Below are 26564 nucleotides of genomic sequence, written 5' to 3'. Positions count from 1 at the left end.
AATGCGAACTGGACCTTACGCTTCGCCGTACCCGAGGCTGGGGTCATGACCTTGACCGGCCTGTACGTCCCGCTGATCACGCCCTTCGACCATGACGGCGCCGTCGCGCTCGGCGCCCTCGAAGCCCTCGCCAACGACGTGCTGGACGGCGGCGCCGCCGGCGTCGTGGCGCTCGGCACCACCGGCGAGCCGTCGTCCCTGACCCGGGAGGACCGCCACCGGGTCGTCGACCTGCTGGCCCGCGTCTGCGGGGAGCGCTCCGCCCCGCTCGTCGTCGGCGCCGACAGCGCGGAGGTGGCGCGGGCGCTGAGCCGCTGGCCGCAGGTGACGGCGACCCTCAGCGTCGTGCCGCCGTTCCTCCGGCCGGGCGAGGCCGGCGTGCTCGCCCACTTCACCGACCTGGCCGCCGCGAGCCCGGTGCCGGTGCTCGTCTACCACGTGCCCTACCGCACCGGCCAGCAGCTGAGCGCCGGCGCGATCCGCCGGCTGGCGGCCCTCGACAACGTGGTGGGCGTCAAGCACGCGGTCGGCGGCATCGACGCGGACACGGTCGACCTGCTCGCCGACCCGCCCGCCGACTTCGCGATCCTCGGCGGCGAGGACGCGTTCATCTCGCCCCTGCTCGCGCTCGGCGCGCACGGCGGAATCCTGGCCTCGGCCCACGTCGCGACGGCGCGGTTCGCGGACCTGGTCGCCGCGTGGCGGGCCGGCGACGCGACCACGGCCCGCGCCCTCGGGCGCCAGTTGGCTCCACTGTCGACAGCCCTGTTCGCCGAGCCCAACCCGACGGTGCTCAAGGCCGTCCTGCACGCGCAGGGCCGGATACCGACCGCGGCGGTACGCCCGCCGTTGCTCGCCGCCACCGCCGAGTCGACCAAGGCGGCACTGCTCAGAACGTGACCGACTCCCCCACCGGAACGCGCGCGTACGCCGTCTGACCCTTCTCCCCCAGCCAGCCGTCGAAGTTGCCGTTGCCGCGGTCCGAGAACATCGCGTCGTGGATCGGGAACGCCCGGGCCGGCGCCACCGCGCGGGTGAAGTCCAGGGCCTCCGACAGCTTGGTCCACGGACCGCTGGCCGGCACGAGCAGCGTCTCCACCGGCTCCGCCGGCACGAAGTACGAGTCGCCCGGGTGGTAGACGCCCGCGACCAGGAAACCGACGTTGTCGCAGCCCGGCAGGTTCTCGTAGGTCTTGGCGTGTGCGCCGCCGACCGCGCGCACCTCGAAGCCGGCCGCGGTGAACACGTCGCCGGTCGCGACCGGCTGGATCGCCGCGGCGACCTCGGGCGCGCCGTCCTCCTCGGCCGCCGCCCGCAGCCCGGCCGGGCCGTAGATCCGCAGCTCCCGCGCCGCGAGCAGCGACGCGACGTGCGCGACGTCGAAGTGGTCGGCGTGCTCGTGGGTGACCAGGATGTCCGTGACGTCCGCGTACGCCGCCGGCTCGGTCCAGATCCCCGGGTCGACCAGCAACCGGCGGTCGCGGTCGTCGAGTCGTACACAGGCATGGGTGTACTTGGTGAGCTGCATGATCAAACCCTACGGGTGTACGGAAGCTGACGGCGTCCCGGCGCCCGTCGGCGGACACTCCCGGCATGACCACCACCGCGACGCCGCGCCGGCGGCTCACCGCTGTCCGGGCCGCGTGGCTCTTCGACGGTTCCGGCGGCCCGCTCACCCCCGATCCCGTGGTCACGATCGACGCCGGCACCGGCCGGATCGTCGCGGTCGGCACGGCCGCACCGGACGAGGCGGAGGTGGTCGACCTGGGCGGGGCCACACTGCTGCCCGGCCTGGTCGACGGCCATGTGCACCTGGCCTTCGACGCGTCCGACGACCCGGTGGCGGCGCTGGCCGCCCGGGACGACGCGGAAGCCTACGAGGCGATGCTGGTCGCCGCGCGGCACACCGCCGCGGGCGGCGTGACCACGGTGCGCGACCTCGGCGACCGCGGCCACCTGGCCCTGCGCGTGCGGGCCGCCGCGGCCACCGACCACACGCTGCCGACCGTGCTCGCCGCCGGCCCACCGGTCACGACCCCCGGCGGCCACTGCCACTACCTGGGCGGCGAAGCGTCCGGTGTGGACGGTGTGCGCTCCGTGGTGCGGGCACACGCCGGCCGCGGCGTCGACGTCATCAAGATCATGGCCAGTGGCGGCAACCTGACCCCGGGCAGCCGCCCGGAGCTGTCGCAGTTCACGGCGGCGGAGTTGCGTGCGGCGGTCGACGAGGCGCACGCGTGCGGGCTGCCGATCGTGGCGCACGCACACGGTCTGGCGGCGGTCCGCGCGGCGCTCGCGGCGGGCGTCGAGGGGCTCGAGCACGTCACGCTGATGACCGCCGACGGGGTGGACCCGATCCCGGACGACCTGGTCGCCGCGCTGGCCGCGGCGCCGGTCACCGTCGGGCTCACGGCCGGTCTCGCGCTGGCACCGGGCGTGGCGCCGCCGCCGGGGATGGTGGCACGCGCGCCGGCCATGGCCTCCAACTTCCGCAGGCTCTACGCGGGCGGCGTCGACCTGATCCCCGGCACCGACGCCGGCATCGCAACGGTCAAGCCGCCGGACGTGCTGCGCTGGGCGGTCGGCATGCTGCACGGCGTCCTCGGCATGCCGCCCGCCGAGGCCTTGCGGGCCAGCACGTCCAAGGCCGCGACGGTGCTCGGCCTGGGTGACCGCAAGGGCCGGATCGCACCGGGCTACGACGCCGACCTGCTCGCGATCGACGGCGACCCGCTGACCGACCTCGCCGCCCTGCACGCCGTCAAGGCCGTCTACGTGCGCGGAGCGGCACTGTCCCGTTAGGACGGTGTCAGTCTCCGGAGCCGCAGGCGGTGCCGTCGCCGTTGGCGTCCAGGCCGTGCCGGTCGCGGTCACCGGTGACCGGCAGCTCGCCGAAGCCGCGTTCCCGCAGCCACGCGCACTTGTCGGTGACGCCCTCCGGGAACACCCAGGGCACACAGATGCTGCGGTCGCCGTACGCGTGGTCGCAGCCGTCGGTGCCCTCGGGGATCTCGAGGCCGGCGGTGGGCGACGGCAACGGCGGGTTCGGCTTGGCGCCCGGCTGCTGGGCGAACGGCTGCACCAGCGGCGGCGGCGCTCCCGTCGGGCCGACGGGGTCCGGCCCGTCCTGGCCGCGCTCCTCCGGCTTTTCGCCGACGCCACTGTCCGCCGCGGACCCGTCGGCCGGCGCCTCGGCGGTGCTGCCCGCCTGCCAACGGCCCTCGCCGTCACCGCCGCCCGTGACCAGCAAGGCCACGACGACGGCGAGCACGACCACCACGGGGGCCGCCGCGAGGCCGAGGCGCTCGCGGCGGCTGCGGGCCCGCACCCATTCGGCGACGGCCCCGTACCAACGGGTCATCCGAGCTTGACCCACTTGGCGACGGAGGGGACGCCCTGGCCGTTGTGCACGAAGAGCATGTACCAGCCGGGCGGCGCCACGTTGGGGTTGTTCGTCACGTTCAGGTCGATCTCACCGTTGCCCTTGACGGTCAACGGCAGCTCGACGAACCGCTGGTTGGGGTCGGACGAGTGGGTCACGGCCGCCGGGCGGATGAGCGACGCCCGCGTGATCGTCGAGTTCACCGTGATCCGCTGGGTGCTGCCGTACGTCCAGTCGGTGTTCGCGACCGCGCTGATCTGCGGCCGGGCGCCCTTGAACAGGTACGCGGGCGAGTAGATCGAGATCCGCATGTCGAACGAGCCGTTGGCGGGGTTGTCGCCGACCGCCATGACCCGGCCGTCGGGCAGCAGGAACGCCGACGAGTGGTAGCCGCGCGGCACCGGGTCGATCGCCGCGCCGCTGAACGTGTTGGTGGCCGGGTTGTAGATCGACGCCTCGTAGACCGGGTCGGCCCGGTTGTGCAGGGCACCGCCGGTCTCCAGGACGTTGCCGTCCGGCAGCAGCACCAGCGAGACGTACATCTTGCCCTGGGTGCCGGTCTGCGGCACGCCACCGGAGAGAGTGCCCTGCGGCAGGTCGGGACCCGGCTGGTAGGTGGGGTTGGCGGCCTTGAGGTCGATGATGTCGGTCAGCCGGTGCGCGGTCACACCCGTGTCACCGTTGCCGCCGCCGGCCGTGAGCACGCGCTGGTCCTGCGCGGGCGGCAGCAGCACGCTCATCGACTGGTCGCGCTCGTCCTTCTTGCGCAGGCCGGGCACGTCGGTGACGGAGCCGGAGCCGATGTCGTAGATGGACGCCCCGGTGCCGTTGCGGCCCTTGCCGAACGTGTGGCTACCGGTGTAGAACAGCCGGCCGTCCTGCATCAGCACCATCGTCGGGTAGAAGCCCCACCAGGCGTAGTTCTGCTTGACCTGGTTAGGCGGCAGCCACTTCTGCTGCGCGTCGCTGTAGTACTCGGTGACGACGGTGCCCTTGGCGTCCTCACCCTGGCCACCTAGCGAGATGACGTCGCCGTTGCCGAGGATGGTCGCCGACGGGTACCAGTGACCCTTCTCCATGTCGTTGATCCGGGTGTACGTGTTCTTCGCCGGATCGAAGATGTAGGAGTTCTTGAGGCCCTTGTATCCGACGCCGTCCGGTGTCGGATAGGCCTTGTTGCCGCCCATCACCAGCACCTTGCCGTCGCTGAGCTGCACGTGCCCGGCGCAGAACAGGTCGTCGGGTGTCGGCACGTTGGTGAAGCTGCCGGTCACCGGGTCGTACACGGCGGTCTTGAACGTGCCCGCGGCGAACTGCTTCGGGTCGTTGCCGGAGCCCGCGACGAGCAGGACCTTGCCGTTGTCGAGGACCACGGCGTGGATGCCGCGCACCGTCGACTGGTAGGGCATCACCTGCCACTTGCCCTTGATGCAGCCGCTCGCGTCGGTGCAGCCGGCCGGGGTCGGCGGCGGCGCGGGCACCTCGGTCATCGAGTAGTCGTCGGTCGTCAGCGTGCCGGTGCTGTAGATGCTGACGCCCCAGGTGACCTGGTCGGTGTTCGGCGGGACCAGCGGCGTGCGCACCGTCTTGTACTGCCACGTCCCGGTCGCCGGCAGCGTCGCCGGGTCGATCCAGTACTGCCAGCCGAGCTTGGTGTCGTGGCGGTAGAGGGTGATCGCGTTGGCGGACGTGGTCGACTTGTACCAGACCGAGAGGTCGTACTGGCGGCCCGCGGTCACCTTCGGCGCGCACTGCGCGTTCTTCACCATCAGCGCCTTGTGGTTGCCGTCGACGCGCTGGGAGATGGCGACCCGCATGGCCCGGCTGCCCGAACGCGCGTCGGTCGTCGGCCCGAAGGTGTAGGTGTTGTTGCCGCTGCCGACCCGCTCCCAGCAGGTCGGGATGCCGTTGGTGCCCAACTGCTCGAACCCGGGGTTCGGCACCAGGTTGGTCGCGGCGCTGGCGGGAGCGGCGATCCAGAGACCGACGGTGATCGCGAGAGCGACGGTGAGCAATCGGCCGAGTCCACGGCGGAGCTCAGGACTGAACATCGGCGCGGCGTTTGCGGGGGGCACACCGTCTCCTGTCGATCTTCGACTTCAGCTGGGCCGCCCCGCAGGCTACCGGTCATCGCCGTCCCGGCCAACCGGGGTTGTCCGTCCCTGCCGCCGATCTCGACGGTTCGTGTGGTTCGTCTAGATTCTGGCTATTGGCCAGTTTGGACGGACACGTCCGGACCGCCTACATAGCGGTGCGGGCCTCCGCGGCTCTCGCCGGCGGAAGCCCGCACTGCTGCGGTTGGGTGTGGTGTCAGCAGGCGACGCGGGTGCGGCCGTTGCCACCGCGGTAGGAGCACGAGTCGATCGTCCGGCCCTGCGGGCCGCTCAGGGTGGCGGTGTCGCCGTTGTTGTTCCAGATGTAGGAGCGGCTGCCCCAGTAGCGCACGTCGCCGTTGCTGCGGCCCATGCCGGTGTGCACGCGGACCCGGCCGCCGTCGCCCTCGATCCAGACGTTGCCGAACCGGTAGACGTGGTTCGCCCTGTCCTTGATCGTGTAACCCCGGAGGTTCACGGCCCGCCGGCCGTTGTTGACCAGCGAGATCCACTCACCGTTGAGGCTCGCGTTGCTGCCGTTGTCCCGGCCGGGCGAGTCGAACTGGATCCCGGCGATCTGCACACCGACCCGCACCGGCGGACGGTTGTTGTTGCCGCCACCAGGGCGGTGGTCGCCACCGCCGCGGTGGTCGCCATCGCCACCCGGGCGACCCGTCCCGCCGCCATCGCGGCCGCCCGGGTGGCTCGGGTCGGCCGACGCCGAGGCGGCCCCGCCGAGAACGGCACCGAAAGCCAGCAAGGAAGCGAAGATGATTCCGACGGTCTTTCGCACGATTTCCTCCGAAGAACTACTTGTTGTGGCGGATGTCCTAATAATTCACGAGATCTGACCCACCACAACCAGCAAGGACGTGGTGACTTGTCCGATTCGTCTGTTTCATCCCATTGCGGTCGCCGTAGCGGATAGGGCCACCTGGCCGGTCAGCACCCTGGGTCAGCCGTTCGGTTGGGAGAAGATGCGACACACCCCGGCCAGCCGGCCATGAAGAGGTGTGATGACCGTGTCGCGGCCGACTGACGGCGAGCTGTGGACCAAAGTGCGCTTCGGCGACCAGTCGGCGTTCGGAGTGGTGTTCGACCGCCACGCGAAGGCCGTTTACAACCATTGCTTCCGGCTCACCGCGTCCTGGTCGGTGGCGGAGGACGCGACGCAGGCGACGTTCCTGATCGCCTGGCGCAGGCGCGACCGGGCCCGGGTGTTGGACGGGTCGGTGCTCCCCTGGCTCCTGGCGGTCGCGGCCAACGCCGTGCGCGACGAACGGCGCTCGGCCCGGCGCTGGCTGGCGGCCGTGCTGCGGCTGCCACCCGACCGCGACGACGCGACCGAGCTCGCTGACGAGGTGGCCGGCCGGGTCGACGACACGCGCCGGATGCGGGCCGTGCTGCACGCGGTGCGCCGCCTGCCCAGGGCCGAACGCGAGGCGCTGATGCTCTGCGTCTGGTCGGCCGTCTCGTACGCCGACGCGGCCGCCCTGCTCGGCATCACCGAGGGCGCCGTGCGATCGCGGGTCAGCCGGGCTCGGGGCCGGCTGACCCGCACCTTCGAAAGGAGCGAGAAATGACCGACCAACTCCCCCGCGAGCGGGACCTCCCGCCCGGAAGGCACGCCCACCTGCGTAGCCGGGTGCTCGCCGGCATCGCCGAGCCGGCGCGACCGCGGCGGCGGTACCGGCTCGCGCTCGCCGCGGCGGTGGCGCTGGCGGTGGTCGCCGGCACGGTCTTCGCCCTCGGCCGGACCGGCCAGCCCGAGATCTACGCGCTCGGCGACAGCGCGCTGTCCGAACGGGTGCGCGAGGCCGGCCGGCAGTGCCTGCGCGGCGTCGGGGAGATACGCGAGGGCGAGACGCCGGGCGAGCCCTGGCCGAGCTGGCCCGCGGACGCGCCGCCGACGCTGCTCAACCACGTCGAGCAGCCGGGCCGCGGCGCCCTGGTCGTCTACGAGACCCGGGCCGGCGAGCTCATCTACTGCTCGATCGGTGTTGCGGGACACGCCGCCTTCATGGGTCACCTGCCGGGCTCGGCCTGGCTGCCGGGCTCGGCCTCGATCGAGCTCGCGGAGACGGCGGACCTCGACGGCGGCTTGGCGGCCGCCGCGGGTCGGGTCAGCGACCGGGTCGCTCGGGTCGTGCTCGACGACGGCGCCGGCCACCGCAGCACGGCCAAGCTGGCCCGCGGCACGTTCGTCGTCTTCAGCAACGGCCCGCTCGCGCCAGGCGCCGGGGTGCTGACGAGCTACGACGCGAGCGGGGTGGAGCTACACCGCTGGCCGCTGTTCCGGCCGGAGCCGGGCCGCTGCTACCTCGACCCGACCGGCGCCGAGGTCAACCCCGCCAACGACTACGTGCTCGACGAGGCGTACCAGGCGGACCCGACGGCGTGCGGTCCGGCGGAACCGTGGTCGCGTTAGGAACCCGCGGGCTGGAAGAGCTCAACCAGGTTGCCGGCCGGGTCGGCCAGCAGGATCTGGCGACCGCCCGGGCCGGAGACCAGCTCGCTGCGGAACGGGACGCCGGCCGCGCGCAGACGGGCGACCTCCGCGTCCAGGTCGTCGACGGTGAGGTTCACGCGGTTGTAGCCGGGCCCGGTGACGTCCGCGGGCGTCGCCCGGGCACCGGAGCTGGCGGCGCCGGACAGCAGCAGCCGCAGCGGGCCGCGCAGCACGGCGGCGAAGGCCGGCGCGGCGTCGTGACCGAGCCGGAACCCGAGGTGGGTGGTGTAGAAGTCCACGGCGGCCGGCACGTCGTCCACGAGATAGCGGACGCTGGCGTACGGCTCCGGTGCGGTCATGGCAGGACCTCCTCAGGTCGCAAGGATGGGCAGCAGGTGTCTGATCCGGGTCTCGATGTCGTCGGCGGTGCGGTCGAACGTGACGCGGCCCGCCGCCGGGTCCGCGATGCTCCAGTGGATGCGCCGGGAGCCGTCGCCGAACTCGGGACAGACCTCCCGGGCCTTGTCGCACAGGGTGACCACGACGTCGAAGCGGCGCCCGGCGAGCGACTCGAGGTGGCGCGGGCGCTGGGCGCCGAGGTCGATGCCGCACCGCTCGCGCAGCACGCGCAGCGCCTGCGGATGCAGCGTCGGCTTCGGGTGACTGCCGGCGCTGGTCACCTCCACCCACCCGCCGGCGGCCCCGCGGAGCAGCACCTCGGCGATCGGCGAGCGGGCGCTGTTGCCGGTGCAGACGAACAACACCGTCACCGGGCCGGCCGGCTGCGGCGAGGCGCCCGCGCTCGCGCCGACCAGCGCGGGGTGCAACGCTCCGCCGCTGCGGGCGAGGCCGTCGGCACAACGGTCCAGTTCGAGGTGGTAGTAGCTGTCCCGTCCGTCGAGGCTGCTGCGGGTCGCCGTCACCAGGCCGCCGTCCCGCAGCAGGCGCAGGTGGTAGGAGACCAGGTTCTGCGGCTCACCGACCTGACCGACCAGCTCGCGCACCCGCAGGTCGCTGACCGCGAGCGCGGACATCAACCGCCACCGCACCGGGTGCGCGGCCAGCCGGAGGAAGTCGGGCGGGACCACGCGGTCCACATTACATCAAACTGATTTGATGAACTCGGGAGCCGGCTCGATCGCGGGCCGCACAGCCGGCTTCAGCAGCGCCAACGTGGTCAGGAAGGCGAGTGCGACCAGCCCCGCACCGACCCCGAAGGCCAGCCGGTAGCCACTGGTCAGGGCGAAGGCCGCGTCCCGGCCCGCGGCGAGCAGGCCGTCCGTGCGCGCCGCCGCGAGCGTCGACAGCACCGCGACGCCGAGCGCCATCCCGATCTGCTGCGTCGTGTTGAACACCCCGGACACCAGGCCCGCGTCGTCGGGTCGTGCGCCCGACATGGCCAGGCTCGCCAGCGCCGGCAGCACGAGACCGAAGCCGGCCGCGAGCAGCATCACCGGCAGCACGTCGACGGCATAGCTCGCGTGCACCGGCACCCGGACCAGCAGCGCGAGCGTGCCGAACAGGGACACGAGGCCGACCAGCAGCATCCGGCGCTCGCCGAAGCGGGCGTTGAGCCGCGCCGCGAGGCCCAGCGAGACCGCGCCGATCGCCACGGCGGCCGGGAGCATGGCCAGGCCGGTGCGCAGGGCGTCGTACCCGAGGACGTTCTGCAGGTAGAGCGTCACCAGCACCTGGAACGCGAAGCAGGCGGCGAGGGTGAGGACCTGCACCAGGTTGGCCACCGCGACCCCCGGCGCGCGGAGCACCCGCGGCGGCACCAGCGGGTCGCGGGCGGTGGCCTGCCGCACGGCGAAGCCCGCCAGCAGGGCCGCCGCGAGCGCGAACTGGCCGACTACCCGGCCGGCGCCGTACGACGAGACGTTGACGACCGTGTAGATGCCGACCACCAGGCCGGCGGTGACGAGCCCGGCGCCCAGGACGTCGGCCCCGGCGCGGCGGCCCAGGCCCGGCTCGGCCGGCAGCGTCCGTCGGCCGAGCGCGATCGTGGCCAGCCCGATCGGCAGGTTGATCAGGAAGATCCAGTGCCAGCTCAGCGCGTCGGTGAGCACGCCGCCGAGCACCTGGCCGATGGCCGCGCCGGCCGCGCCGGTGAAGCTGAACACCGCGATCGCCCTGGCCCGCTCGCCCGGCGCGGTGAACAGCGTGACGAGGATGCCCAGGCTGACCGCGACGGCCAGCGCGCTGCCGACGCCCTGCAGGAACCGGGCCGCGATCAGCAGCGCGGGCGTGGTGGCGGCGCCGGCCAGCAGCGAGGCCGCGGTGAACACGGCGGTGCCGGCCAGGAACATCCACTTGCGACCGATCAGGTCACCGAGCCGCCCGGCGAGCAGCAGCAGGCTGCCGAAGGCGATCAGGTACGCGTTGACCACCCAGCTCAGGGCCGGCGGCGAGAAGCCCAGGTCGGCCTGGATGGCGGGCATCGCGACCGTGACGATCGAGCCGTCGAGGATGGTCATCAGCGAGCCGGTGGCGAGCACGCCGAGCGCGGTCCACCGAGTACGGGCTTCGTTCATACGAAGGACCGTACTAGATAGTTTTGTTACAGACAATCTCTCAGCGGACTACCTCCCGAGCCCGGCGGACCGGCCGGGGTGCCTCCACCGGCGCGGCCAGGTGGTCGCCGACCAACCGCTCCAGGGCCCGCAGGAACGCCTTGCGCTCGGTGGCGGGCAGCGCGTCCAGCGCCTCGGCGTGCACCCGGTCGACGATCTCCTGGCTCCGCCGGGCCAGCCGGGCGCCCGCGTCGGTGACCGCGATGATCCGGGCCCGGCGGTCGGTGCTCGACGGGCGCCGCTCCGCCAGCCCGGCCTCCTCCAGCGCGTCGACCGTGACGACCATCGTCGTCTTGTCCATGTCGCCGATCTCGGCGAGCTGGATCTGCGTGCGCTCCTGTTCGAGGGCGTGCACGAGCACACAGTGCATCCGCGGCGTGAGGCCGATCTCGCCCAGCGCCGCCGTCATCCGGGAGCGCAGCACGAGGCTGGTGTGGTCGAGCAGGAACGACAGGTCGGGGCGCTCGCGCCGGGGTGCCATCGCGGTCATGGCTCCCAGCATAGGTCCGTAACGGATAATCTGCCGAAGTCAGGCGCTGTGGATCGATTCACGTCCATCCGGCCCATTCCCGTAGATCAATGTCGCCCGTAGATTCCTCCCCGACGGCAACGCAGCCGTCCGGAGAGGAGGGGCCGTGCAAAGACGACTTCTTAGCCGGCGAGGATCCACCGTGCTGCTGACCGCAGCGGTGCTGGTTCTCGCGTCCGGTGCGGCCGGCGGCGCCGCGCGGTCGGCACCACAGCAGCAGCGTGGGCCGGCCGGCGGCGGTGTCGTGCAAGGCGACCACGTCGGCACCGGCGACAAGGACAACCGCCGGGGCGCGATCGCGCCGACCGGCGAACAGCGCAACCGGGCCAGCCGCACGCAGGCCCGGGTGACCTACAACAACCTCGGCACCGCCGCGGTGGTGGCGCCGACCGACCAGGCACTGGCCAGCGGGCTGTCCGCCGATCCGGCGCAGGCCGCGCGCGAATACGTGGCCGCCAACCGCGAGCTGCTGGGGCTGTCGGAGTCCGGCGCCGCCGCGCTCGAGGTGCTCACGGTGCGGCCGATCGGCGACGGTGCCGCCGTCATCATGCGTCAGCGGTTCGGCGACCTGCCCGCCGGACAGGACGGCATCCTGAGCGTCGGCGTACGCGACGGATCGGTCTGGCACGTCAGCTCTTCCCTGGCCCGCGACGGCGGCGCGCCGGAGCCGGCGACGCTGTCCGCCGCCGACGCGGAACGGATCGCGATCGCCGACGCCGCGGCGGCCGGCGCCACGGTCCTGCGCACCGACCTCGTGGCGGTGCCGACCGCCGACCGGGGCGCCCGCGCGGCGTACCAGGTGGTGGTCGTCGCCAACGGCGCCGAGCCGGTGGCTTATTCGACCTATGTGGACGCTCGTGACGGCGGCGTGCTGGTCCGCGAGGACCTGGTCGACCACCACGACTCCGGCGACAACCCGCAGTGGCAGGTCTTCCCGAGCAACCCGCGCGTCGACTACAGCTCCAAGGACACCCGCGAGGACTGGTGCTGGACCCAGCAGCGCGGCTGTGACGAGGCCGTCGGCACGTCGGCGTCGCCGCTGCCGTGGGACGTCGACCCGGCGACGGGCCTGTCCACCAACACGACCCGTGGCAACAACGCGATCGCGGTGCACAACTGGAACAGCGCCGACCCGTTCACCGTCGGCACCGAGACCTCGACGGCCCGGCCCAACCGCGACTACAACTACAACTGGACCAACCAGTGGTACGAGCAGGGCTGCGACCCCGCGGTGTTCACCTCGCCCGAGCGCAACGACATCGACGCGGCCCGGGCCAACCTGTTCGCGATGCACAACCGGATGCACGACTGGTCCTACCACCTGGGCTTCACCGAGGAAGCCTGGAACATGCAGGGCGACAACTTCGGCAAGGGCGGGCTCGGCAACGACTTCGAGCAGGGCAACGCGCAGGCGGGCGGCATCGCCGGCGGGTTCCCGGGCTTCGCCGCCCGCGACAACGCCAACCAGATCACGCCGCCGGAGGGCACCGCGCCGATCACCAACATGTACCTGTGGCAGGCGATCCCCGGCACCTTCTACGCACCGTGCGTCGACGGCGACTACGACATGTCCGTGATCGCCCACGAGTACGGCCACGCCATCACCAACCGCATGATCGCCGGCCCGAACGCGGGCGTGAGCAGCCCGCAGGGCATGAGCGAGAGCTGGTCGGACCAGCTCGCCATGGAATACCTCTACGAGCACGGCTACGCGGCCAAGGGCCTGCAGGGCACGACGATCGGTCAGTACGTGACCTCGGACCCGATCGCCGGCATCCGCAACTACAACATGGCCGACAGCCCGCTGAACTACAGCTCGGTCGACTACGACTTCGTGGGTCTGCAGGTGCACGCCTCGGGCGAGGTGTGGACGGCGACGAACTACGACATCCGGGCCGCGATGATGAAGCGGTACGGGTCGGGCAACGCGAAGCTCCAGAAGGCCTGCGCCAACGGCGAACGGCCGGTCACCTCGTGCCCGGGCAACCGCCGCTGGATCCAGCTCGTCTTCGACTCGTACCTGCTGATGGGCGTCAGCGGGGTCAGCATGGTCGACTCCCGCGACGCGATGCTCGCGGCCGACCAGATCCGGTTCGGCGGCGCCAACCAGGACCTGCTCTGGAACGCGTTCGCCAAGCGCGGTCTCGGCGAGGGCGCGACGAGCCTGAGCCCGGCCGACGCCAACCCGGTGCCGAGCTTCGCGTCGCCGCACGCGACCGAGGCGCGGGTACAGTTCAAGCCGGTCGCGCTCGGCGGCGGCTCGGGCCCGCTGGCCAACGCCAAGCTGTTCGTGGGCCGCTACCAGGCCCGCGCGGTGCCGGTGGCGGACACCGACGCCGCGACGCCGTTGGGCAGCGAGGTGGCGCTGGTGCCGGGCACCTACGAGTTCGTCGCCCAGGCGCCGGGCCGCGGCCTGGTGCGCGTCGGCCCGATCACCGTCAAGGCCGGCCAGACCGTGCCGCTGCCGGTGGTCATGCTGGAAAACCTCGCGTCCGGCTCGGCCGGCGCCACCGCCACCGGCGACGGCGTCAACCAGGCCAAGCTGATCGACGACGACGAGACCACCAACTGGGCGTCGCTGAACAGCCCGGTCGCAGGCAAGCAGGTCACGGTCGACCTGGCCGGCGGCACACAACTGGTCAGCCGGGTCCAGGTGAGCGCCATGCTCCGGCCGGCCGTCGCCGGCGACCCGGACGCGGGCGGCCAGAACAGGTTCACCGCGCTGCGCCAGTTCAAGGTGTCGGCGTGCCTGGCGAAGGGTTCCGTGACGTGCGCGGACCCGGCCGACTTCCGGGCCGTCTACACCAGCCCGGATGACGCCTTCCCGTCGGTCGCGCCGCGGCCGCGGGCGCCCGAACTGCTGTTCAAGGGCTTCCGCTTCAAGCCGACGCTGGCCACCCACCTGCGCTTCGAGGTGGTCACCAACCAGTGCACCGGCGCACCGGACTACGCGGGTGAGCAGGACCAGGACCCGCAGTACACGACCGACTGCGCCGCGGGCAGCGTCCAGGACGACTTCGTCCGCGCCGCCGAGTTCCAGGCGTTCCTAGCCTGAGCCGAAAGGAACGGACCGTTGTTAACGCTATGCGTTAACAACGGTCCGTTCCTTTCCCGGCTAGAACGACATCGCGCCGGACTGGTCGACCTCGACGAGGAAGGCCACCCGGTCGGTGCGCAACGGGTACGGGCCGCCCATGTACTTCTGGGCCAGGCGGTCGATGATCTCCCAGCCCCGGTCGCCCTCCACCACCTCGACCACCCGGCCGCGCAGGTAGGCCATGTCGTTCGGGCGTTGCGGGTGGGTCAGCGAGATCGCCACGCGCGGGTCGCGGGCGATGTTGCGGGCCTTGCGCGAGCCCAGCGAGGTCAGGAACGAGACGCGGTCGCCTTCGAGGCCCACCCAGGGCGGCACGCTGTGCGGTGCGCCGTCGGGCAGCAGGGTCGCGAGGTGCGCGGTGCAGGGCTCGTCGATCAGCCGAACCACATCGGCGGGCAGCTTTGTCATGATTCCTACCGTACGGCGCGGGACACCCGCCCGCTGACCGGTGACGGTGCTGGCGGACAATGACCCGCATGGAGACGATCGTCGGCAGGTATCTCGGGGCCGTGAGTCCCGCGCAGGTGGACCCGTCCGCCATCGGGTTCTACGCGATGCTCGACGCGGTGCGGGCGGTCGACCCGGGCATCGCCGCCGCGACCGTGCAGGAGCTGCTCGACCAGCGGTCACACCTCAAGCTGATCGCCTCGGAGAACTTCAGCTCCCTGGCCGTGCAGGCGGCGCAGGGCTCGCTGCTCACCGACAAATACGCCGAGGGCTTCCCGGGCCACCGGTTCTACGCCGGCTGCGACAACGTCGACACGATCGAGGCCACCGCCGCGAAGCTCGCCACCGACCTGTTCGGCGCCGCGCACGCGTACGTGCAGCCGCACTCCGGCGCCGACGCCAACCTCGTCGCGTTCCTGGCCATCCTGGCCACCCGGGTCGAGGCCGACGTGCTCGAGCGGTTCGGCGGCCTCGACGGGCCCGCCCGGCTGCCGCAGATCACCGAGGCGCAGTTCGCCGAGCTGCGCGCGGCGGTCAACAGCCAGCGCCTGCTCGCGATGGACTACTACTCCGGCGGGCACCTGACGCACGGCTACCGGTTCAACATCTCCAGCCGGATGTTCGAGGCGCACTCGTACTCCGTGGATCCCGAGACCAAGCTGCTCGACCTCGCCGCCGTGCGCGACCGGGCCCGCGAGGTGCGGCCGCTGATCCTGCTCGCCGGCTACTCGGCGTACTCCCGGAAAATCAACTTCGCGGAGCTGCGCTCCATCGCCGACGAGGTCGGCGCGACCCTGATGGTCGACATGGCACACTTCGCCGGCCTGGTCGCGGGCAAGGTGTTCCAGGGCGACTTCGACCCGGTCGCCCACGCGCACGTCGTCACCACGACCACGCACAAGACCCTGCGCGGCCCGCGCGGCGGCATGGTGCTCTCGACCGCCGAATACGCGGAGGCGCTCGACAAGGGCTGCCCCGCGATCCTCGGCGGCCCGCTGTCGCACGTGATGGCCGCGAAGGCCGTCGCGCTGCGCGAGGCGTCGAAGCCGGAGTTCGCCGACTACGCCGCCCGGATCGTCGCCAACTCGCAGGCGCTGGCCGAGGGCCTGCTCAAGCGCGGCGTCCCGGTGCTCACCGGCGGCACCGACAACCACCTGCTGCTCGTCGACGTCGAGCAGGGCTTCGGGCTCACCGGCCGGCAGGCCGAGCAGGCCCTGCGCGACTGCGGCATGACGCTCAACCGCAACAGCCTGCCGGGCGACCCCAACGGCGCCTGGTACACGAGCGGGCTGCGGTTGGGCACGCCGGCGCTGACCACGCTCGGCATGGGCACCGGCGAGATGGACGAGATCGCCGACATCATCGCCCGCGTGCTGGCCGCCACCACGCCGGCCGCCGGCGAGGGTGACAAGCCGGCCAGCAAGGCCAAGTTCAGCACCCAGCCCGACGCGGTCGACGAGGCCGGCAAGCGCGTGCACGCGCTGCTCGCCCAGCACGTGCTCTACCCGCACCTCGACCTCGACCACTTCCACCCGGCCGACTTCGGCCTGACCGCCTTCGAGCACCGGGGCGCCGCCGCCTAAGGAAGATCGACCACCAACGCGGAGTACGACAGCCCCGCGCCGAAGCCCACCAGCAGGGCCGGCCCGGTCGGTGCTGTCGGGGCCGCGAGCAGCGCGTCCAGCGCGAGCGGGATCGAGGCGGCCGAGGTGTTGCCGGCCGTCTCGATGTCGCCGGCGACCACACAGGACGCCGGCAGGCCCAGCGCCGTCGCCATCTTGTCGGTGATCCGCGCGTTGGCCTGGTGTGGCACGAACGCAGCCAGCGCCTCGGGCTTCAGCCCGGCCGCGGCCAGCGCCGCGCGGGCCGTCGCGGTCACGTCGGCGACCGCCCAGCGGAACACCTCCGGCCCGGCCATCTTCAGCGACGGCCACACGTCGGGGTGCTCGCGCAGGTTCGTCCACGGCACCGGGTGGGCGATCAGCGCGGCCTTCGAGCCGTCGGCGCCCCAGACCACCGGGCCGATGCCGCGCTCGGCGGCCGGGCCGACGACCACGGCGCCCGCGCCGTCGGCGAACAGGAACGCCATCGTCCGATCCGTGGGCTCGACGATGTCGGTCATCTTCTCCGCGCCGACCACCAGGACGTGCCGAGCGGTGCCGGCCCGGACCAGCGCGTCCGCGACCGCGACCGCGTGGCAGAACCCGGCACACGCGACACCGACGTCGATGGCGGCCGCACCGGACGCGCCGACCTGCTCGGCCACCTGCGGTGCGGCCGGCGGCGACTGGTGCACCCAGGACATGCTGGCCAGCAGCACGGTGTCGATCTCGCTCGGGTCCAACCCGGCGCGGCAGATCGCCTGCCGCCCGGCGGCCGCACCCATGCTGACCACGGTCTCGTCGGGGCCGCCGAAGCGGCGGCTGACGATGCCCGACCGCCGGCGGATCCACTCGTCGGTCGAGTCGATGAGCGTGCAGATCTCGGCGTTGGAGACGACCCGCGAGGGCCGGTACGCACCAACGCTGATCAATCGGCTGCCCGACGCCCGCATCGACCACCTTCCGCCCCGGGGTACACCCCTTAGCCATTACAGCCAGCGCCGCACCGGGTCGGCAGGGATTCAGCAAACCCCATCCGGCTCAGTCGCTACCCGCGTCACCTCCGGACGCGCAGGAAGCCACGGACGACGTCGTCGGCGAGCAGGCTGAGCCCGATGCCCAGCAGCCAGGTGTCCTTGGCCAGCGGCACACCCTGGTCGGTCGGCCGCAGGCTGCCTTTGCGCCGCAGGCCGGGCGTCCGGAAGTAGAAGCCCACCAGCCCCGCCGCGAACCCGGTCAGCGCCAGCCCGGCGATCCCCTCGGGCACCAGCGGGAACAGCAGCATCGAGCCGACGGTGATCTCGGCGGTCGAGAGCAGCTTGAAGAACCGCTTCGGCTCCATCTCGCCGAGGAACGGGTACGCCGTGGCCGCCTGCCCGTGGTAGCCCTTCGCCGTGACCTCGTCGGCACCTCGTTTCTCCAGGCCCGAGTTGAGCACGAAGGCTCCGGCGGCCAGCCGCAGTGGCACCTGGTGGGCGAGGTCTCGCAGCAGCAACACGTGACTCCTCCTTGTTCGCGACAACACCGTGCGGACAGGGGGACTTGAAACCGGCCTACCCGCTGCTATCCGGATCAAACGGCGGGTCCTTCGGGCGGCCAGCCGCGTTAGGCCGGGCGTGAACACCATTCCGCGGGTGCTCCGCAACGACTGGTCCACCGTTCGCGCCCCGGAGTTGGCCGGTTGGCGGCCGTCCCGGTCGGTCAGCGTGATCGTCCCGGCCTACCGGTGCCAGGCGACGCTCGACCTGACGCTGGCCGCGCTGAGCCGGCAGACGTACCCCAGCGAGCTGCTCGAGGTCGTCGTCGTCGACGACGGGTCGGAGCCCGCGCTGGAGTTGCCCCCGCTGCGGCCGGCGCGCACGACGCTGGTCCGCGTCGCGTCCGGCTGGGGCCGGGCCAACGCGCTGGCCTGGGGTGTCCGGCACAGCACCGGCGAGATCCTGCACTGGCTGGACGCCGACATGGTGGTCTACCCGGAGCACGTCGCGGCGCAGGCGCGGTGGCACCACGTCCTGCCGTACGCGGTGACGCTCGGCTACAAGCGGTTCGTCGACGGGCCATGGCCGGCACCCGAGGTGGTCGTGCGCAGCGGGGCGGAGTCCCTGTTCGACGGTGGCGAGCCGCATCGCTACGTCGAGCGCTACATCGCGCAGACCGACCGGCTCCGCCTGGCCGACCACCTGGCGTTCCGGATCCACGTCGGTGCCACGGCCGCCCTGAGCCGGGACCTCTACACGGCGGCCGGCGGGTTCGACACCGCGCTGCGGCTCGGCGAGGACACCGAGTTCGGCTACCGGCTCGCCCAGGCCGGCGCCGTGTTCGTGCCCGAGCCGGCGGCCCGGGCCTGGCATCTCGGCCGGACCCAGGTGATGCGGGCGCAGGCGGCGGTGGCCCGCTACAACCGGCCGTTCTTCGCCGACCGGATTCCGTACCCCCGGCATGCCCGGACAGCGGGCGGCACCACCTGGACCGTTCCGCTGGCCGAGGTGGTCATCCCCGTCGGCGACGAGCCGCTGGAGCGGGTCCGGGCGGCGGCCGACGCGGTGCTCTCCGGCACCGACCTCGACGTGCGGGTCAACCTGCTCGGCCCCTGGGACACGCTCGACGACGGGCGCGTGTCGCCGCTCGCCGACCCTTGCCTCGACCTGCGGCTGATCGCCGCCACCTACCGGGGCGAGCCGCGGGTCCGCCTGGTCACCGAGCCCGTCGCCGCGTTCCCGGCGCCGTTCCTGCTGGAGTTGCCGCCCGCGTACCGGCTCGCCCGCGACAGCCTGCGCCACCTGGTCGAGCTGGCCGACCACCACCGGGTCGGCCTGGTCCAAGTCGGCGCGGCGGCGCTCTGGCGGACCGCGGCGGTGCGCCGCGCCGAGCTGGTCCGGGCGCCGGGCGAGGCGCTCCGGGACGCGGTCGCGGCGGTGCACGGCACGCGGGACGAGACCCTGGCGGCGGTCGGTGTCACCGTCGACGGCGCGCCGGGCGACCCGGGCCGGCGCCGGCGGCCGATGCCGTCGACGGCGGAGGTCGGCGGCGTGCGGTCGCTGCTGCGCGCGGCGATGCTGGTCGGCCGGCTGGGCGTGCGGCGCGTGTTGCGGACCCGCTAGGCGGCGACGGCCTCCCCTGCCGACCGGCGGCGGAGGAGCCGGTCGCGCAGCGTGGCGCGCAGCTTCGGCGGCACCAGCCAGATCTGCAGGAACGTGAGGTAGTCGAAGAAGCCGGGCCGGCCGTGCCGGACCGCCTCGCCCAGCACCGCACGAAACACCCGGAAGCTGCCGCTGGCGACGGCCATCGAGCTGATCACGCTCATCGTCACGGCCGCGTAGGCCCGCGGGGTGAACAGCGCCCGGTTGCGCCGGGACCAGTCGAACATCTGCTCCCACGGTGACGCCAGGCTCAGTCGGGGCCGGTTCTCGTCGGCGTGCCAGAGGACCAACGCCTCGGGCGCCACGAACAGGTCGACGCCGTCCTCGGCCAGGGCCCGCAACGTCCAGTCGAGCTCCTGCAGGCGGGGCAGGCCGACGGTGAACGGCACCTTCCGGAACAGCGCGGTCGGCGCCAGGATCATCGAGGTCTGCACGAAGCCGTCGCCGTGGAACAGCCCGCGCCGGACCGTCAGGTATTCGCTGCGCGCCTCCCCGGGCTCGGGCAGCCGGCGCGGCATCACGAAGTCGGCCCGGGGCGTGCGGTTGACCAGCCGGCACGTGACGATCGGCAGCGGCACGTCGGCCGACTTGGCCGTTTCGAGCTGCACCGCCAGCTTCTCGGGCAGCCACTCGTCGTCGTCGTCGAGCATGGCGACGAAGGCGCCCTGCGCCGCCGCGACGCCCGTGTTGCGGGCGTTCGGCGCGCCGCCGCTGCGGGGCAGCACGACGGTGCGTAACCGGGGGTCCCCGATCGCACCGAGCGCCGCCACGGTCCCGTCGTCCGGGCCGTCGACCACCACGATGACCTCGAGGTTGTCGAAGGTCTGGGCCAGCACCCCGCGCACCGCGCGAGTGACCAGCTCAGGCCGGCCGCGGGTGGGAATGACGACGCTGACCTCTGGGATGGCCGACATGTGGCGGAAGTTATCCAGCCCGGGGTACGCGGAGGTGAACACGACGTGACGGGCAGCGTAGCTTGGAGTGATGTTGGTGGAGCCCGCGCAGTCCCTGACCGACCTGCTGCTGGGTCTGGTCGCCTGCGCGCTGGCGATCGGCCTGTTGCGGCGGCGAGTGTCGCCGGCCCACCGCTACTGGGAGTTCGCCCTCGGCTGGCTCGGGGTGTCCGCTCTGGGCGGTTTCGTCCATCACGGCTTCCTCGTCCAGTGGCCCGCCGTCGCGACCGTGAGCTGGACGTTGATCAGCGTCGGGGTCGTGCTCGGCGTCTCCTGCCTGCTGGCCGCCACGGTGGAGGAGGTGCTCGGCCCGGGACACCGTCGGGTGTTCTGGGTGCTCCGGGCGGGCGGGCTCGGCGCGTACCTCGGTCTGGCGGTCACCACCGGCGCCGGCGTCGGCGCCCTGGTCGCGTGCGAGTCGATCACCTTCGCCTGCATCATCGGGCTCTGGGCCTATGCCGCCCGCCGCCGGCACCCGCTCGCGCTGCCGATCCTGCTCGCGGTCGTGGCCAGCGGCGCCGCCGCCGCGACGAAGGTGATCTCCGAGAACCTCACCGGTGCGGTCTACCTGGACGGCGACTCGCTCTACCACCTGGCCCAGATCGGCGGCATCGTGCTGCTCTACCGCGCGCTCGTCACCACCCGCCGCCCCGCGCCGCCGGCGGTCCTGTCTCGGCCCGCGGCCAGCGTCGAGACCTAGATCGCCGCGACGGCCTCGATCTCGATCAGGAAGTCCGGGTTGACCAGGCCGGCCACGCGCACGAGCGTGCTGGTCGGCGGGCGTTCGACGTCGACGAACTCGTCACGGACGGCCCGGATCGTCGGCAACTCGGCGACGTCCGTGACGTAGACGGTGAGCTTGAACACGTCGGCCCAGCCGGCGCCGGCGGCTGCCAGAGCCGTCTCGACGTTGCGCAGTGTCTGGCGGGTCTGCTCCGCCCAGTCGCCGACCGCCACCGCACCGGTCGCGTCGACCGGGACCTGACCGGCCGTCCAGACCAGCCGTTTCCCGGCCGGGATGCTGGCGACGTGGCTGTATCCGTTGGGTGCGACGAGCGAGAGTTCGGTCACGACAGAGGATTCTTTCACCCGGTGTCGATCGGGCCGGTGGCCGTTCGTGTAGCTGGTGGAGTGACGCACACGAGAGGACGAGACGGATGAAGCACTACCTGTTGGCTCTCCAGCAGCCCGGCGACGGCCGCGCGCTGCCGCCGGAGGAGCTCGAACCGATCATGAAGGACGTCGAGGCGGTCAACGAAGAGCTGCGGGCCGCCGGGGCCTGGGTCTTCGCGGGCGGCCTGCATCCGGTCAGCGCCACGACCGTGGTGCGGCACGACGGCACCGACTTCGTGACGACCGACGGCCCGTACGTGGAGGGCAAGGAACATGTCGGCGGCCTCACCGTCCTCGCCGCCGACGACCTGGACGAAGCACTGTCCTGGGCCCGCAAGTTCGCCCGCGCGACCCGGCTGCCCATCGAGGTCCGCCCGTTCCACGGCGACCCGGGATCGCACCTGCCCTGACCGGGTGAGGCAGGCTGGCAGGATGCCAGTCGTCTCGACCGCCGAGATCGAGCGGATCTTCCGGGCGGAGTACGGCCGCGCCGTCGCGGTCCTGGTCCGTGTCCTCGGTGACATCGACACCGCCGAGGACGCGGTCCAGGACGCCTTCGCCACCGCGGTCCGCCGCTGGCCGGAGGCCGGCCTGCCGCCGAGCCCGGCCGGCTGGATCATCACGACCGCCCGCAACCGCGCGATCGACCACGCCCGCCGCGAGTCGACCCGCGACGCCCGCCAGGCCCAGGCCGCGCTGCTCTACGCCACGGAACCCGACCCGGCCGAGCCCGACCCGATCGGCGACGACCGGCTTCGGCTGATCTTCACCTGCTGCCACCCGGCGCTGGCCATGCCGGCCCGGGTCGCGCTCACCCTGCGGCTGCTCGGCGGGCTGACCACCGCGGAGATCGCCCGGGCCTTCCTCGTGCCGGAGCCGACGATGGCGCAGCGGTTGGTGCGGGCGAAGAGCAAGATCCGTGACGCGGGCATCCCGTACCGCGTGCCGAGCGCGGCCGACCTGCCCGAGCGGCTGCGGTCGGTGCTCGCGGTGGTCTATCTGATCTTCAACGAGGGCTACACCGCCACGTCCGGCGACGAGCTGACCCGGGAGCCGCTGACCGCCGAGGCGATCCGGCTCGGCCGCCTGCTGGTGACGCTGCTGCCCGACGAGCCCGAGGTGGCGGGCCTGCTCGCACTGATGCTGCTCACCGACGCCCGTCGGGCGGCTCGCACCACGCCGGACGGCGACCTCGTGCTGCTGGCCGACCAGGACCGGGACCGCTGGGACGCGGAGGAGATCGCCGAGGGGCGGGCGATCGTGCGCGCCTGCCTGGCCCGCAACCGGCCGGGGCCGCTCCAGATCCAGGCCGCGATCAACGCGGTGCACACCGACGGGCCGGACACCGACTGGCGGCAGATCGTGACGCTGTACGACCAGTTGCTGGCGATCGCGCCGAGCCCGGTGACGACGCTGCACCGCGCGGTCGCGGTCGCCGAGGTCGACGGGCCCGCGGCGGCGCTGGACATCGTCGTGGGGTTGGACCTCGAGCGCTACCACCTCTACCACTCGGTGCGCGCCGACCTGTTGCGCCGGCTGGGCCGCGACACGGAGGCGGCACATGCCTACGACGCGGCGATCGCCGGCACCGGCAACGCCGCCGAACGCCGCTTCCTGGAACGGCGCCGCGCCGCGCTAACGCGGTAGCAGGCCGGCGACCTCGATCGGGGGGTACTTGCGGACCATCGTGGCGCGGTCGTCGAAGATCTCGACCGAGGGGTAGCTCTCGGCGAGCTTGGTCGCCCACTTGCGCGGGCTGCCGAGGTAGAGCACGAGCTCGACGGTCTTCACCACACGCCCGTCGGGCAGCTCCGTGCGCCGGCGCTCGTCGAAGATGTAACGCGACTCACCCAACGCCTGGACCAGGTTGGCCTGGGTCGGCATGGCGTACTCCAGCGCGACGATCTTCGTGTGCTGCGCGCGGAAGCCGCGCTCGCCCACTTCGACCCGGCCCCAGGCCTCGACCACGCCGGTCACGACGCAGCCCGGGTGCAGCACCGACGAGGTGGCCAGCTGGTCGTCGTCGGGGCGGTGGCAGGCGTAGATGCCGCAGGTGCAGTCGGCGTGCGGTGCGCTGTGGCTCGTGTCGGGGTGACGGCAGATCGCGCGCATGGGCGAGTGCCAGATGTGGTTCTGGCTCACGGCCTTGAGCCTCATGTCGAGGGTGACTTCCCACTGCCGGTAGCCGCGCAGGGCTCCCGCCACCAGGGTCGTCGGTCGGTCCGCGCTGAACTGGTCCTGGAAAGGCGACCGGCTCACGTGGTTGCTGGCTCCTTTTCCGGCGCCGGCTCAACCGGGGCGGCGGGGATGGCGGGCTCGACGACGGGCGCGAAGGGGTCGCTCCGCAACGGCGCGAACTCGTACTCGTGGGTCTCTTTGCCGATGTCCATGACGGGCAGACTACAAGGCGCTGAGCTGCATATTCTCTGGGAGGAGCCGGACTTCCGCCTCAGGCACAGATCGCCCAAGTCGGAAAAATCCGAAATGCTAGCGGTCGCGGCGCAGCAGCGACCGCAGCGATCGGCCCGACACCGCCGGCGTGGGCCGCGATCCGATCTCGATCGGGCCGACCGCGCGGAAGCCCGCGAGCATCGCGACGAGCAAGAAGATCAGACCGAACAGGTGCGCCAACTCCGGCTCGGCGATGGTCAGCAGGACGACCCCCGCGATGAGGAAGCCGATCGCGGTCTGCGCCGCGTGCTTGCGCCGCTCCCGGGTCACCGGCGCGCCCGGCACGACCGGCGGCCCCTCCGACGTCGGGTCGAACCGGCCGGCCAGCGTGAGTCGGAACAGCAACGCCAGGCTCGGGAAGAGCACCACCGCGCCGACGGCCAGCGAGACGATCAGCGCGATCATCGTGGTGTCGTTGGCGGCCGCGTCCTCGATCGTCACCGTGGTCGGCAACAGGTAGGGCCGTTGCGCGACCGCCCAGCCGATGATGACCGCGGCCACCGCCAGCGCGGCGGCCAGCCGGGCCGCGGTGAACCGGCTCAGCCACACGAGCGCCATCGCGACCAGCCCGGCGACCCCGCTGACGACCACCGGGACGAGGCCCCAGCCGGAGGTCAGCCCGTCGAAGAGCAGAGGCGCGTCGGACCGGACGACGAACAGCCCGCCGATCGCGAGCCCGCCCGCGACCACGCCGGCGAGCAGCGCCCTGGCGCGGAACGCGCGGACCAGGTCGGGCTCGCGCAGCCGCTCCGCGTCCGCGGCGAGGAACACCGCCGCGAGGAAGGCACCGGTGACGACGGCCAGGAAGCCCGCCAGGATCGACGTCGGGTTGGTCCAGCTGCCGACCTCGGCGCCGAGCGCGTTGCCGGGCGGCACGTGCCCGGCGGCGATCCCGCCGATCACGCTGCCGAGCATGTACGGCGTCATGATCGACGCTGCCGCGAACGACACGTCGATGTACCGCCGCTGCCGCGCGTTCGCGGCGTTCTGCAGGGCGTAGGACATCCCGCGCAGCACGATCCCGAGCGCCGCCAGGAAGATCGGGATCGCCATCGTCGAGAAGACGGCACCGAACACCGACGGGTACGCCGTCCAGAGCACCGTGATCACCAGGATCAGCCAGACGTGGTTGGCCTCCCAGACGGGTGCGTTGGCGTGGTGCGCGTGGTCGCGAATCCGCCGGCCGTGCTCGCCACCGCCCGCGGAGAGCTGCCAGACGCCCGCGCCGAAGTCCGCACCCGCCAGCAGGGTGTAGAGGATCAGGCCGATGACGACGACGGCGGCCGGGAGGGTCTGCAGCACCATCTCGTCACTCGGCGCGGCTGAGCGGATAGACGGCGCTGACGTCGTCCTCCGGAGGCTCGGCCAGCGGCACGCGCGCGAGGCGCCGCAGCACCCAGACCACCGCGATCACCAGGCCGAGGTAGACGGCCGCGAGGGCGCCGTAGCCGACGGGGATCCCCGACGCCCCGGTGACGGCCTCCTCGGTGCGCATGAACTCGTACACGACCCAGGGTTGGCGACCGACCTCGGTGGTGATCCACCCCGCGATCAGCGCGACCAGCGAGAGCGGCCCGCAGAGCACGACCGCCCGGTAGAACCAGGCGCTGGCCGGCAGGCGGCCCTTGCGCCAGCGCAGGTAGAGGAAGAGCACGGCGACCAGCGCCATCACGGTGCCGGCGCCGACCATGCTCTGGAACGCGTAGCGGACCACGTTGACCGGCGGCTGGTCCTCGACCGGGACGGTGTCGAGGCCCTGCACGGTCGAGTTGATGTCGTGGAAGGCCAGCAGCGAGAGCAGCTTCGGGATGCCGAGGCCCCAGATGACCTCGCCGTTCTGGTACCAGCCGAGGACGTGCAGGGCCGCGCCCTTCGTGGTCTGGCCCAGCCCTTCCATCGCGGCGAGCTTGACCGGCTGGTGCTGGGCGACCTGGCGGGCGGCCCAGTCGCCGATCAGCAGTTGCACCGGCGCCGCCACCGCGGCCGCGGTCATCGGCACGGCGAACGCGGTGCGCTCGTAGCGACCCCACCGGCCGCGCAGGGCGCACACCGCGTACGCGGCTGCCACCAGGAAGCCGGTGACGATGAAGCCGGCGACGTACATGTGCACGAACTCGTGCCAGAAGTAGGTGTTGCCGAACAGCGCCCGGGCCGCGTTGGCGCTCGTCACCCGCCCGTTCTCGTAGGTGAAGCCCTCGGGGTGGTTCATCCACCCGTTCACGGAGATCACCATGAACGAGCCCACCACACCGGCGACCGCGATCGGCAGGCCCGAGAAGAAGTGGGCGCGAGGCGAGAGCCGGTCCCACCCGTACACGTAGATGCCGATGAAGATGGCTTCCAGGAAGAACGAGAATCCCTCGATGGCGAAGCCGAGGCCGAACACCTCGCCGAACGTCGCGGTGAAGTTCGGCCAGAGCAGGCCGAGCTCGAAGCTGAGGATCGTGCCGGTGACCACGCCCGCGGCGAAGAGCGCGACCAGCACCTTCGACCAGCGGCGGGCCAGCGTGCGGTAGAGCTCGTCGCCGGTGCGCAGGTACCGCCACTCCACGAAGAGCACCAGCGCCGGGAACGCGATGCCGAAGCAGACCAGCGGTATGTGCACCACGAACGAGAGGGCCTGCATCTGACGGGCTTCGAGCAGGTAGTCCTGCGCCAGCATCTCGGTCATCGACAGGTCACGCTACGCGGCGGTAACCGTCTTTCGTGGGCAAACGCACAACACGAGCAGCCTTC

The 26564-nt window shown here is 72.4% G+C and carries 26 protein-coding genes and 1 pseudogene; 10 read left to right on the top strand and 17 right to left on the bottom strand.

The genetic code is table 11. The features are described from left to right. The first annotated feature begins 45 nt into the window (after positions 1-45). Positions 46-900 carry a 4-hydroxy-tetrahydrodipicolinate synthase family protein gene (locus Air01nite_RS24885; RefSeq protein ID WP_203705639.1) on the top strand — a complete coding sequence of 285 codons (855 nt, stop codon included), beginning with the start codon at positions 46-48 and terminating at the stop codon, positions 898-900. Here the strand turns inward: Air01nite_RS24885 and Air01nite_RS24880 are convergent. After that, on the bottom strand, positions 890-1528 hold the full coding sequence (locus Air01nite_RS24880) for an MBL fold metallo-hydrolase (protein WP_203705637.1): 639 nt from the start codon (positions 1526-1528) through the stop codon (positions 890-892). The genes Air01nite_RS24885 and Air01nite_RS24880 overlap by 11 nt on opposite strands. 65 nt (positions 1529-1593) lie before the next feature. On the opposite strand from Air01nite_RS24880, the gene Air01nite_RS24875 reads away from it, so the two are divergent. Next, positions 1594-2802: an amidohydrolase family protein gene (locus tag Air01nite_RS24875; RefSeq protein WP_203705635.1), complete on the top strand. Its 1209-nt coding sequence runs from the start codon at positions 1594-1596 to the stop codon at positions 2800-2802. 7 nt (positions 2803-2809) lie between these two features. Here Air01nite_RS24875 and Air01nite_RS24870 read toward each other — a convergent pair whose 3' ends face one another. The 3 genes from Air01nite_RS24870 to Air01nite_RS24860 form a co-directional block, all read right to left on the bottom strand. Further along, positions 2810-3361 carry a hypothetical protein gene (locus Air01nite_RS24870; protein WP_203705634.1) on the bottom strand — a complete coding sequence of 184 codons (552 nt, stop codon included), beginning with the start codon at positions 3359-3361 and terminating at the stop codon, positions 2810-2812. Continuing rightward, on the bottom strand, positions 3358-5457 hold the full coding sequence (locus Air01nite_RS24865; RefSeq protein WP_239090952.1) for a galactose oxidase early set domain-containing protein: 2100 nt from the start codon (positions 5455-5457) through the stop codon (positions 3358-3360). The genes Air01nite_RS24870 and Air01nite_RS24865 overlap by 4 nt, the downstream gene beginning before the upstream one ends. Positions 5458-5692: 235 nt before the next feature. Next, positions 5693-6268: a lamin tail domain-containing protein gene (locus Air01nite_RS24860; protein ID WP_239090951.1), complete on the bottom strand. Its 576-nt coding sequence runs from the start codon at positions 6266-6268 to the stop codon at positions 5693-5695. Positions 6269-6497: 229 nt separating this feature from the next. Here Air01nite_RS24860 and Air01nite_RS24855 point away from each other — a divergent pair, with 229 nt between their 5' ends. Both Air01nite_RS24855 and Air01nite_RS24850 read left to right on the top strand, forming a co-directional pair. Continuing rightward, on the top strand, positions 6498-7058 hold the full coding sequence (locus Air01nite_RS24855) for an RNA polymerase sigma factor (protein ID WP_239090950.1): 561 nt from the start codon (positions 6498-6500) through the stop codon (positions 7056-7058). Further along, entirely contained in the window at positions 7055-7903 is an 849-nt protein-coding gene (locus Air01nite_RS24850; RefSeq protein WP_203705632.1) for a hypothetical protein, read from the top strand. The genes Air01nite_RS24855 and Air01nite_RS24850 overlap by 4 nt, the downstream gene beginning before the upstream one ends. On the opposite strand, the gene Air01nite_RS24845 is transcribed toward Air01nite_RS24850, so the two are convergent. Genes Air01nite_RS24845 through Air01nite_RS41650 form a run of 4 tightly spaced genes read right to left on the bottom strand, consistent with a single transcriptional unit; the run spans position 7900 to position 10987 of the window. Then, complete coding sequence (locus Air01nite_RS24845) at positions 7900-8283, bottom strand: VOC family protein (protein WP_203705631.1); 384 nt, start codon at positions 8281-8283, stop codon at positions 7900-7902. The genes Air01nite_RS24850 and Air01nite_RS24845 overlap by 4 nt on opposite strands. 12 nt (positions 8284-8295) lie before the next feature. Next, positions 8296-9012 carry an arsenate reductase/protein-tyrosine-phosphatase family protein gene (locus tag Air01nite_RS24840; RefSeq protein WP_239090949.1) on the bottom strand — a complete coding sequence of 239 codons (717 nt, stop codon included), beginning with the start codon at positions 9010-9012 and terminating at the stop codon, positions 8296-8298. A 15-nt stretch (positions 9013-9027) separates the two neighbouring features. After that, positions 9028-10458: an MFS transporter gene (locus Air01nite_RS24835; protein ID WP_203705630.1), complete on the bottom strand. Its 1431-nt coding sequence runs from the start codon at positions 10456-10458 to the stop codon at positions 9028-9030. 40 nt (positions 10459-10498) lie between these two features. Beyond that, the gene (locus Air01nite_RS41650) at positions 10499-10987 is read right to left on the bottom strand and encodes a MarR family winged helix-turn-helix transcriptional regulator (RefSeq protein ID WP_203705629.1); all 489 of its coding nucleotides are present in this window, start codon (positions 10985-10987) and stop codon (positions 10499-10501) included. Between the two features lie 181 nt (positions 10988-11168). Here Air01nite_RS41650 and Air01nite_RS24825 point away from each other — a divergent pair, with 181 nt between their 5' ends. Then, entirely contained in the window at positions 11169-14081 is a 2913-nt protein-coding gene (locus Air01nite_RS24825; RefSeq protein WP_239090948.1) for a M36 family metallopeptidase, read from the top strand. Between the two features lie 60 nt (positions 14082-14141). Here Air01nite_RS24825 and Air01nite_RS24820 read toward each other — a convergent pair whose 3' ends face one another. Further along, a complete protein-coding gene (locus tag Air01nite_RS24820; RefSeq protein WP_203705625.1) occupies positions 14142-14531 on the bottom strand; it encodes a TIGR03618 family F420-dependent PPOX class oxidoreductase in 390 nt (129 codons plus the stop codon). A 68-nt stretch (positions 14532-14599) separates the two neighbouring features. Here Air01nite_RS24820 and Air01nite_RS24815 point away from each other — a divergent pair. Then, positions 14600-16090, top strand: a pseudogene (locus Air01nite_RS24815) (glycine hydroxymethyltransferase); the annotation flags it as partial. A 59-nt stretch (positions 16091-16149) separates the two neighbouring features. Here Air01nite_RS24815 and Air01nite_RS24810 read toward each other — a convergent pair. Further along, entirely contained in the window at positions 16150-17124 is a 975-nt protein-coding gene (locus Air01nite_RS24810) for a beta-ketoacyl-ACP synthase 3 (protein ID WP_203705621.1), read from the bottom strand. Between the two features lie 104 nt (positions 17125-17228). Beyond that, positions 17229-17669, bottom strand: coding sequence for a hypothetical protein (locus Air01nite_RS24805; RefSeq protein ID WP_239090947.1), 441 nt, complete (start codon positions 17667-17669; stop codon positions 17229-17231). Positions 17670-17805: 136 nt separating this feature from the next. Between Air01nite_RS24805 and Air01nite_RS24800 the strand changes: the two genes are divergently transcribed. Then, positions 17806-19272: a glycosyltransferase family 2 protein gene (locus tag Air01nite_RS24800; protein ID WP_203705619.1), complete on the top strand. Its 1467-nt coding sequence runs from the start codon at positions 17806-17808 to the stop codon at positions 19270-19272. Here Air01nite_RS24800 and Air01nite_RS24795 read toward each other — a convergent pair. Then, the gene (locus tag Air01nite_RS24795) at positions 19269-20225 is read right to left on the bottom strand and encodes a glycosyltransferase family 2 protein (protein ID WP_203705617.1); all 957 of its coding nucleotides are present in this window, start codon (positions 20223-20225) and stop codon (positions 19269-19271) included. The genes Air01nite_RS24800 and Air01nite_RS24795 overlap by 4 nt on opposite strands. A gap of 70 nt (positions 20226-20295) precedes the next feature. On the opposite strand from Air01nite_RS24795, the gene Air01nite_RS24790 reads away from it, so the two are divergent. Beyond that, positions 20296-20964, top strand: a complete 669-nt coding sequence (locus tag Air01nite_RS24790) for a DUF6962 family protein (RefSeq protein ID WP_203705616.1) — start codon at positions 20296-20298, stop codon at positions 20962-20964. Here Air01nite_RS24790 and Air01nite_RS24785 read toward each other — a convergent pair. Further along, on the bottom strand, positions 20961-21335 hold the full coding sequence (locus Air01nite_RS24785) for a RidA family protein (protein ID WP_203705615.1): 375 nt from the start codon (positions 21333-21335) through the stop codon (positions 20961-20963). The genes Air01nite_RS24790 and Air01nite_RS24785 overlap by 4 nt on opposite strands. Before the next feature lie 86 nt (positions 21336-21421). Here Air01nite_RS24785 and Air01nite_RS24780 point away from each other — a divergent pair, with 86 nt between their 5' ends. Together Air01nite_RS24780 and Air01nite_RS24775 are read left to right on the top strand one after the other, a co-directional pair. Beyond that, positions 21422-21787, top strand: coding sequence for a YciI family protein (locus Air01nite_RS24780; RefSeq protein ID WP_203705614.1), 366 nt, complete (start codon positions 21422-21424; stop codon positions 21785-21787). Between the two features lie 22 nt (positions 21788-21809). Further along, the gene (locus tag Air01nite_RS24775) at positions 21810-23024 is read left to right on the top strand and encodes an RNA polymerase sigma factor (RefSeq protein ID WP_203705613.1); all 1215 of its coding nucleotides are present in this window, start codon (positions 21810-21812) and stop codon (positions 23022-23024) included. Here the strand turns inward: Air01nite_RS24775 and Air01nite_RS24770 are convergent. The 4 genes from Air01nite_RS24770 to Air01nite_RS24760 form a co-directional block, all read right to left on the bottom strand. After that, entirely contained in the window at positions 23013-23636 is a 624-nt protein-coding gene (locus Air01nite_RS24770) for a hypothetical protein (RefSeq protein ID WP_203705611.1), read from the bottom strand. The two genes, Air01nite_RS24775 and Air01nite_RS24770, sit on opposite strands and share 12 nt — an antisense overlap. Next, positions 23633-23767: a hypothetical protein gene (locus Air01nite_RS41645; RefSeq protein WP_275408307.1), complete on the bottom strand. Its 135-nt coding sequence runs from the start codon at positions 23765-23767 to the stop codon at positions 23633-23635. Before Air01nite_RS41645 ends, Air01nite_RS24770 begins: the two co-directional genes overlap by 4 nt. 97 nt (positions 23768-23864) lie before the next feature. Continuing rightward, positions 23865-25133, bottom strand: a complete 1269-nt coding sequence (locus Air01nite_RS24765; protein ID WP_203705610.1) for a cytochrome d ubiquinol oxidase subunit II — start codon at positions 25131-25133, stop codon at positions 23865-23867. 4 nt (positions 25134-25137) lie between these two features. Further along, positions 25138-26499 carry a cytochrome ubiquinol oxidase subunit I gene (locus Air01nite_RS24760; protein WP_203705609.1) on the bottom strand — a complete coding sequence of 454 codons (1362 nt, stop codon included), beginning with the start codon at positions 26497-26499 and terminating at the stop codon, positions 25138-25140. Between the last annotated feature and the right edge of the window lie 65 nt (positions 26500-26564).

Source organism: Asanoa iriomotensis, from assembly GCF_016862515.1.
Classification (GTDB): domain Bacteria; phylum Actinomycetota; class Actinomycetes; order Mycobacteriales; family Micromonosporaceae; genus Asanoa; species Asanoa iriomotensis.
Note: the sequence above shows the minus strand (reverse complement) of the source record. Positions and strands in the feature narration are given on the sequence as shown.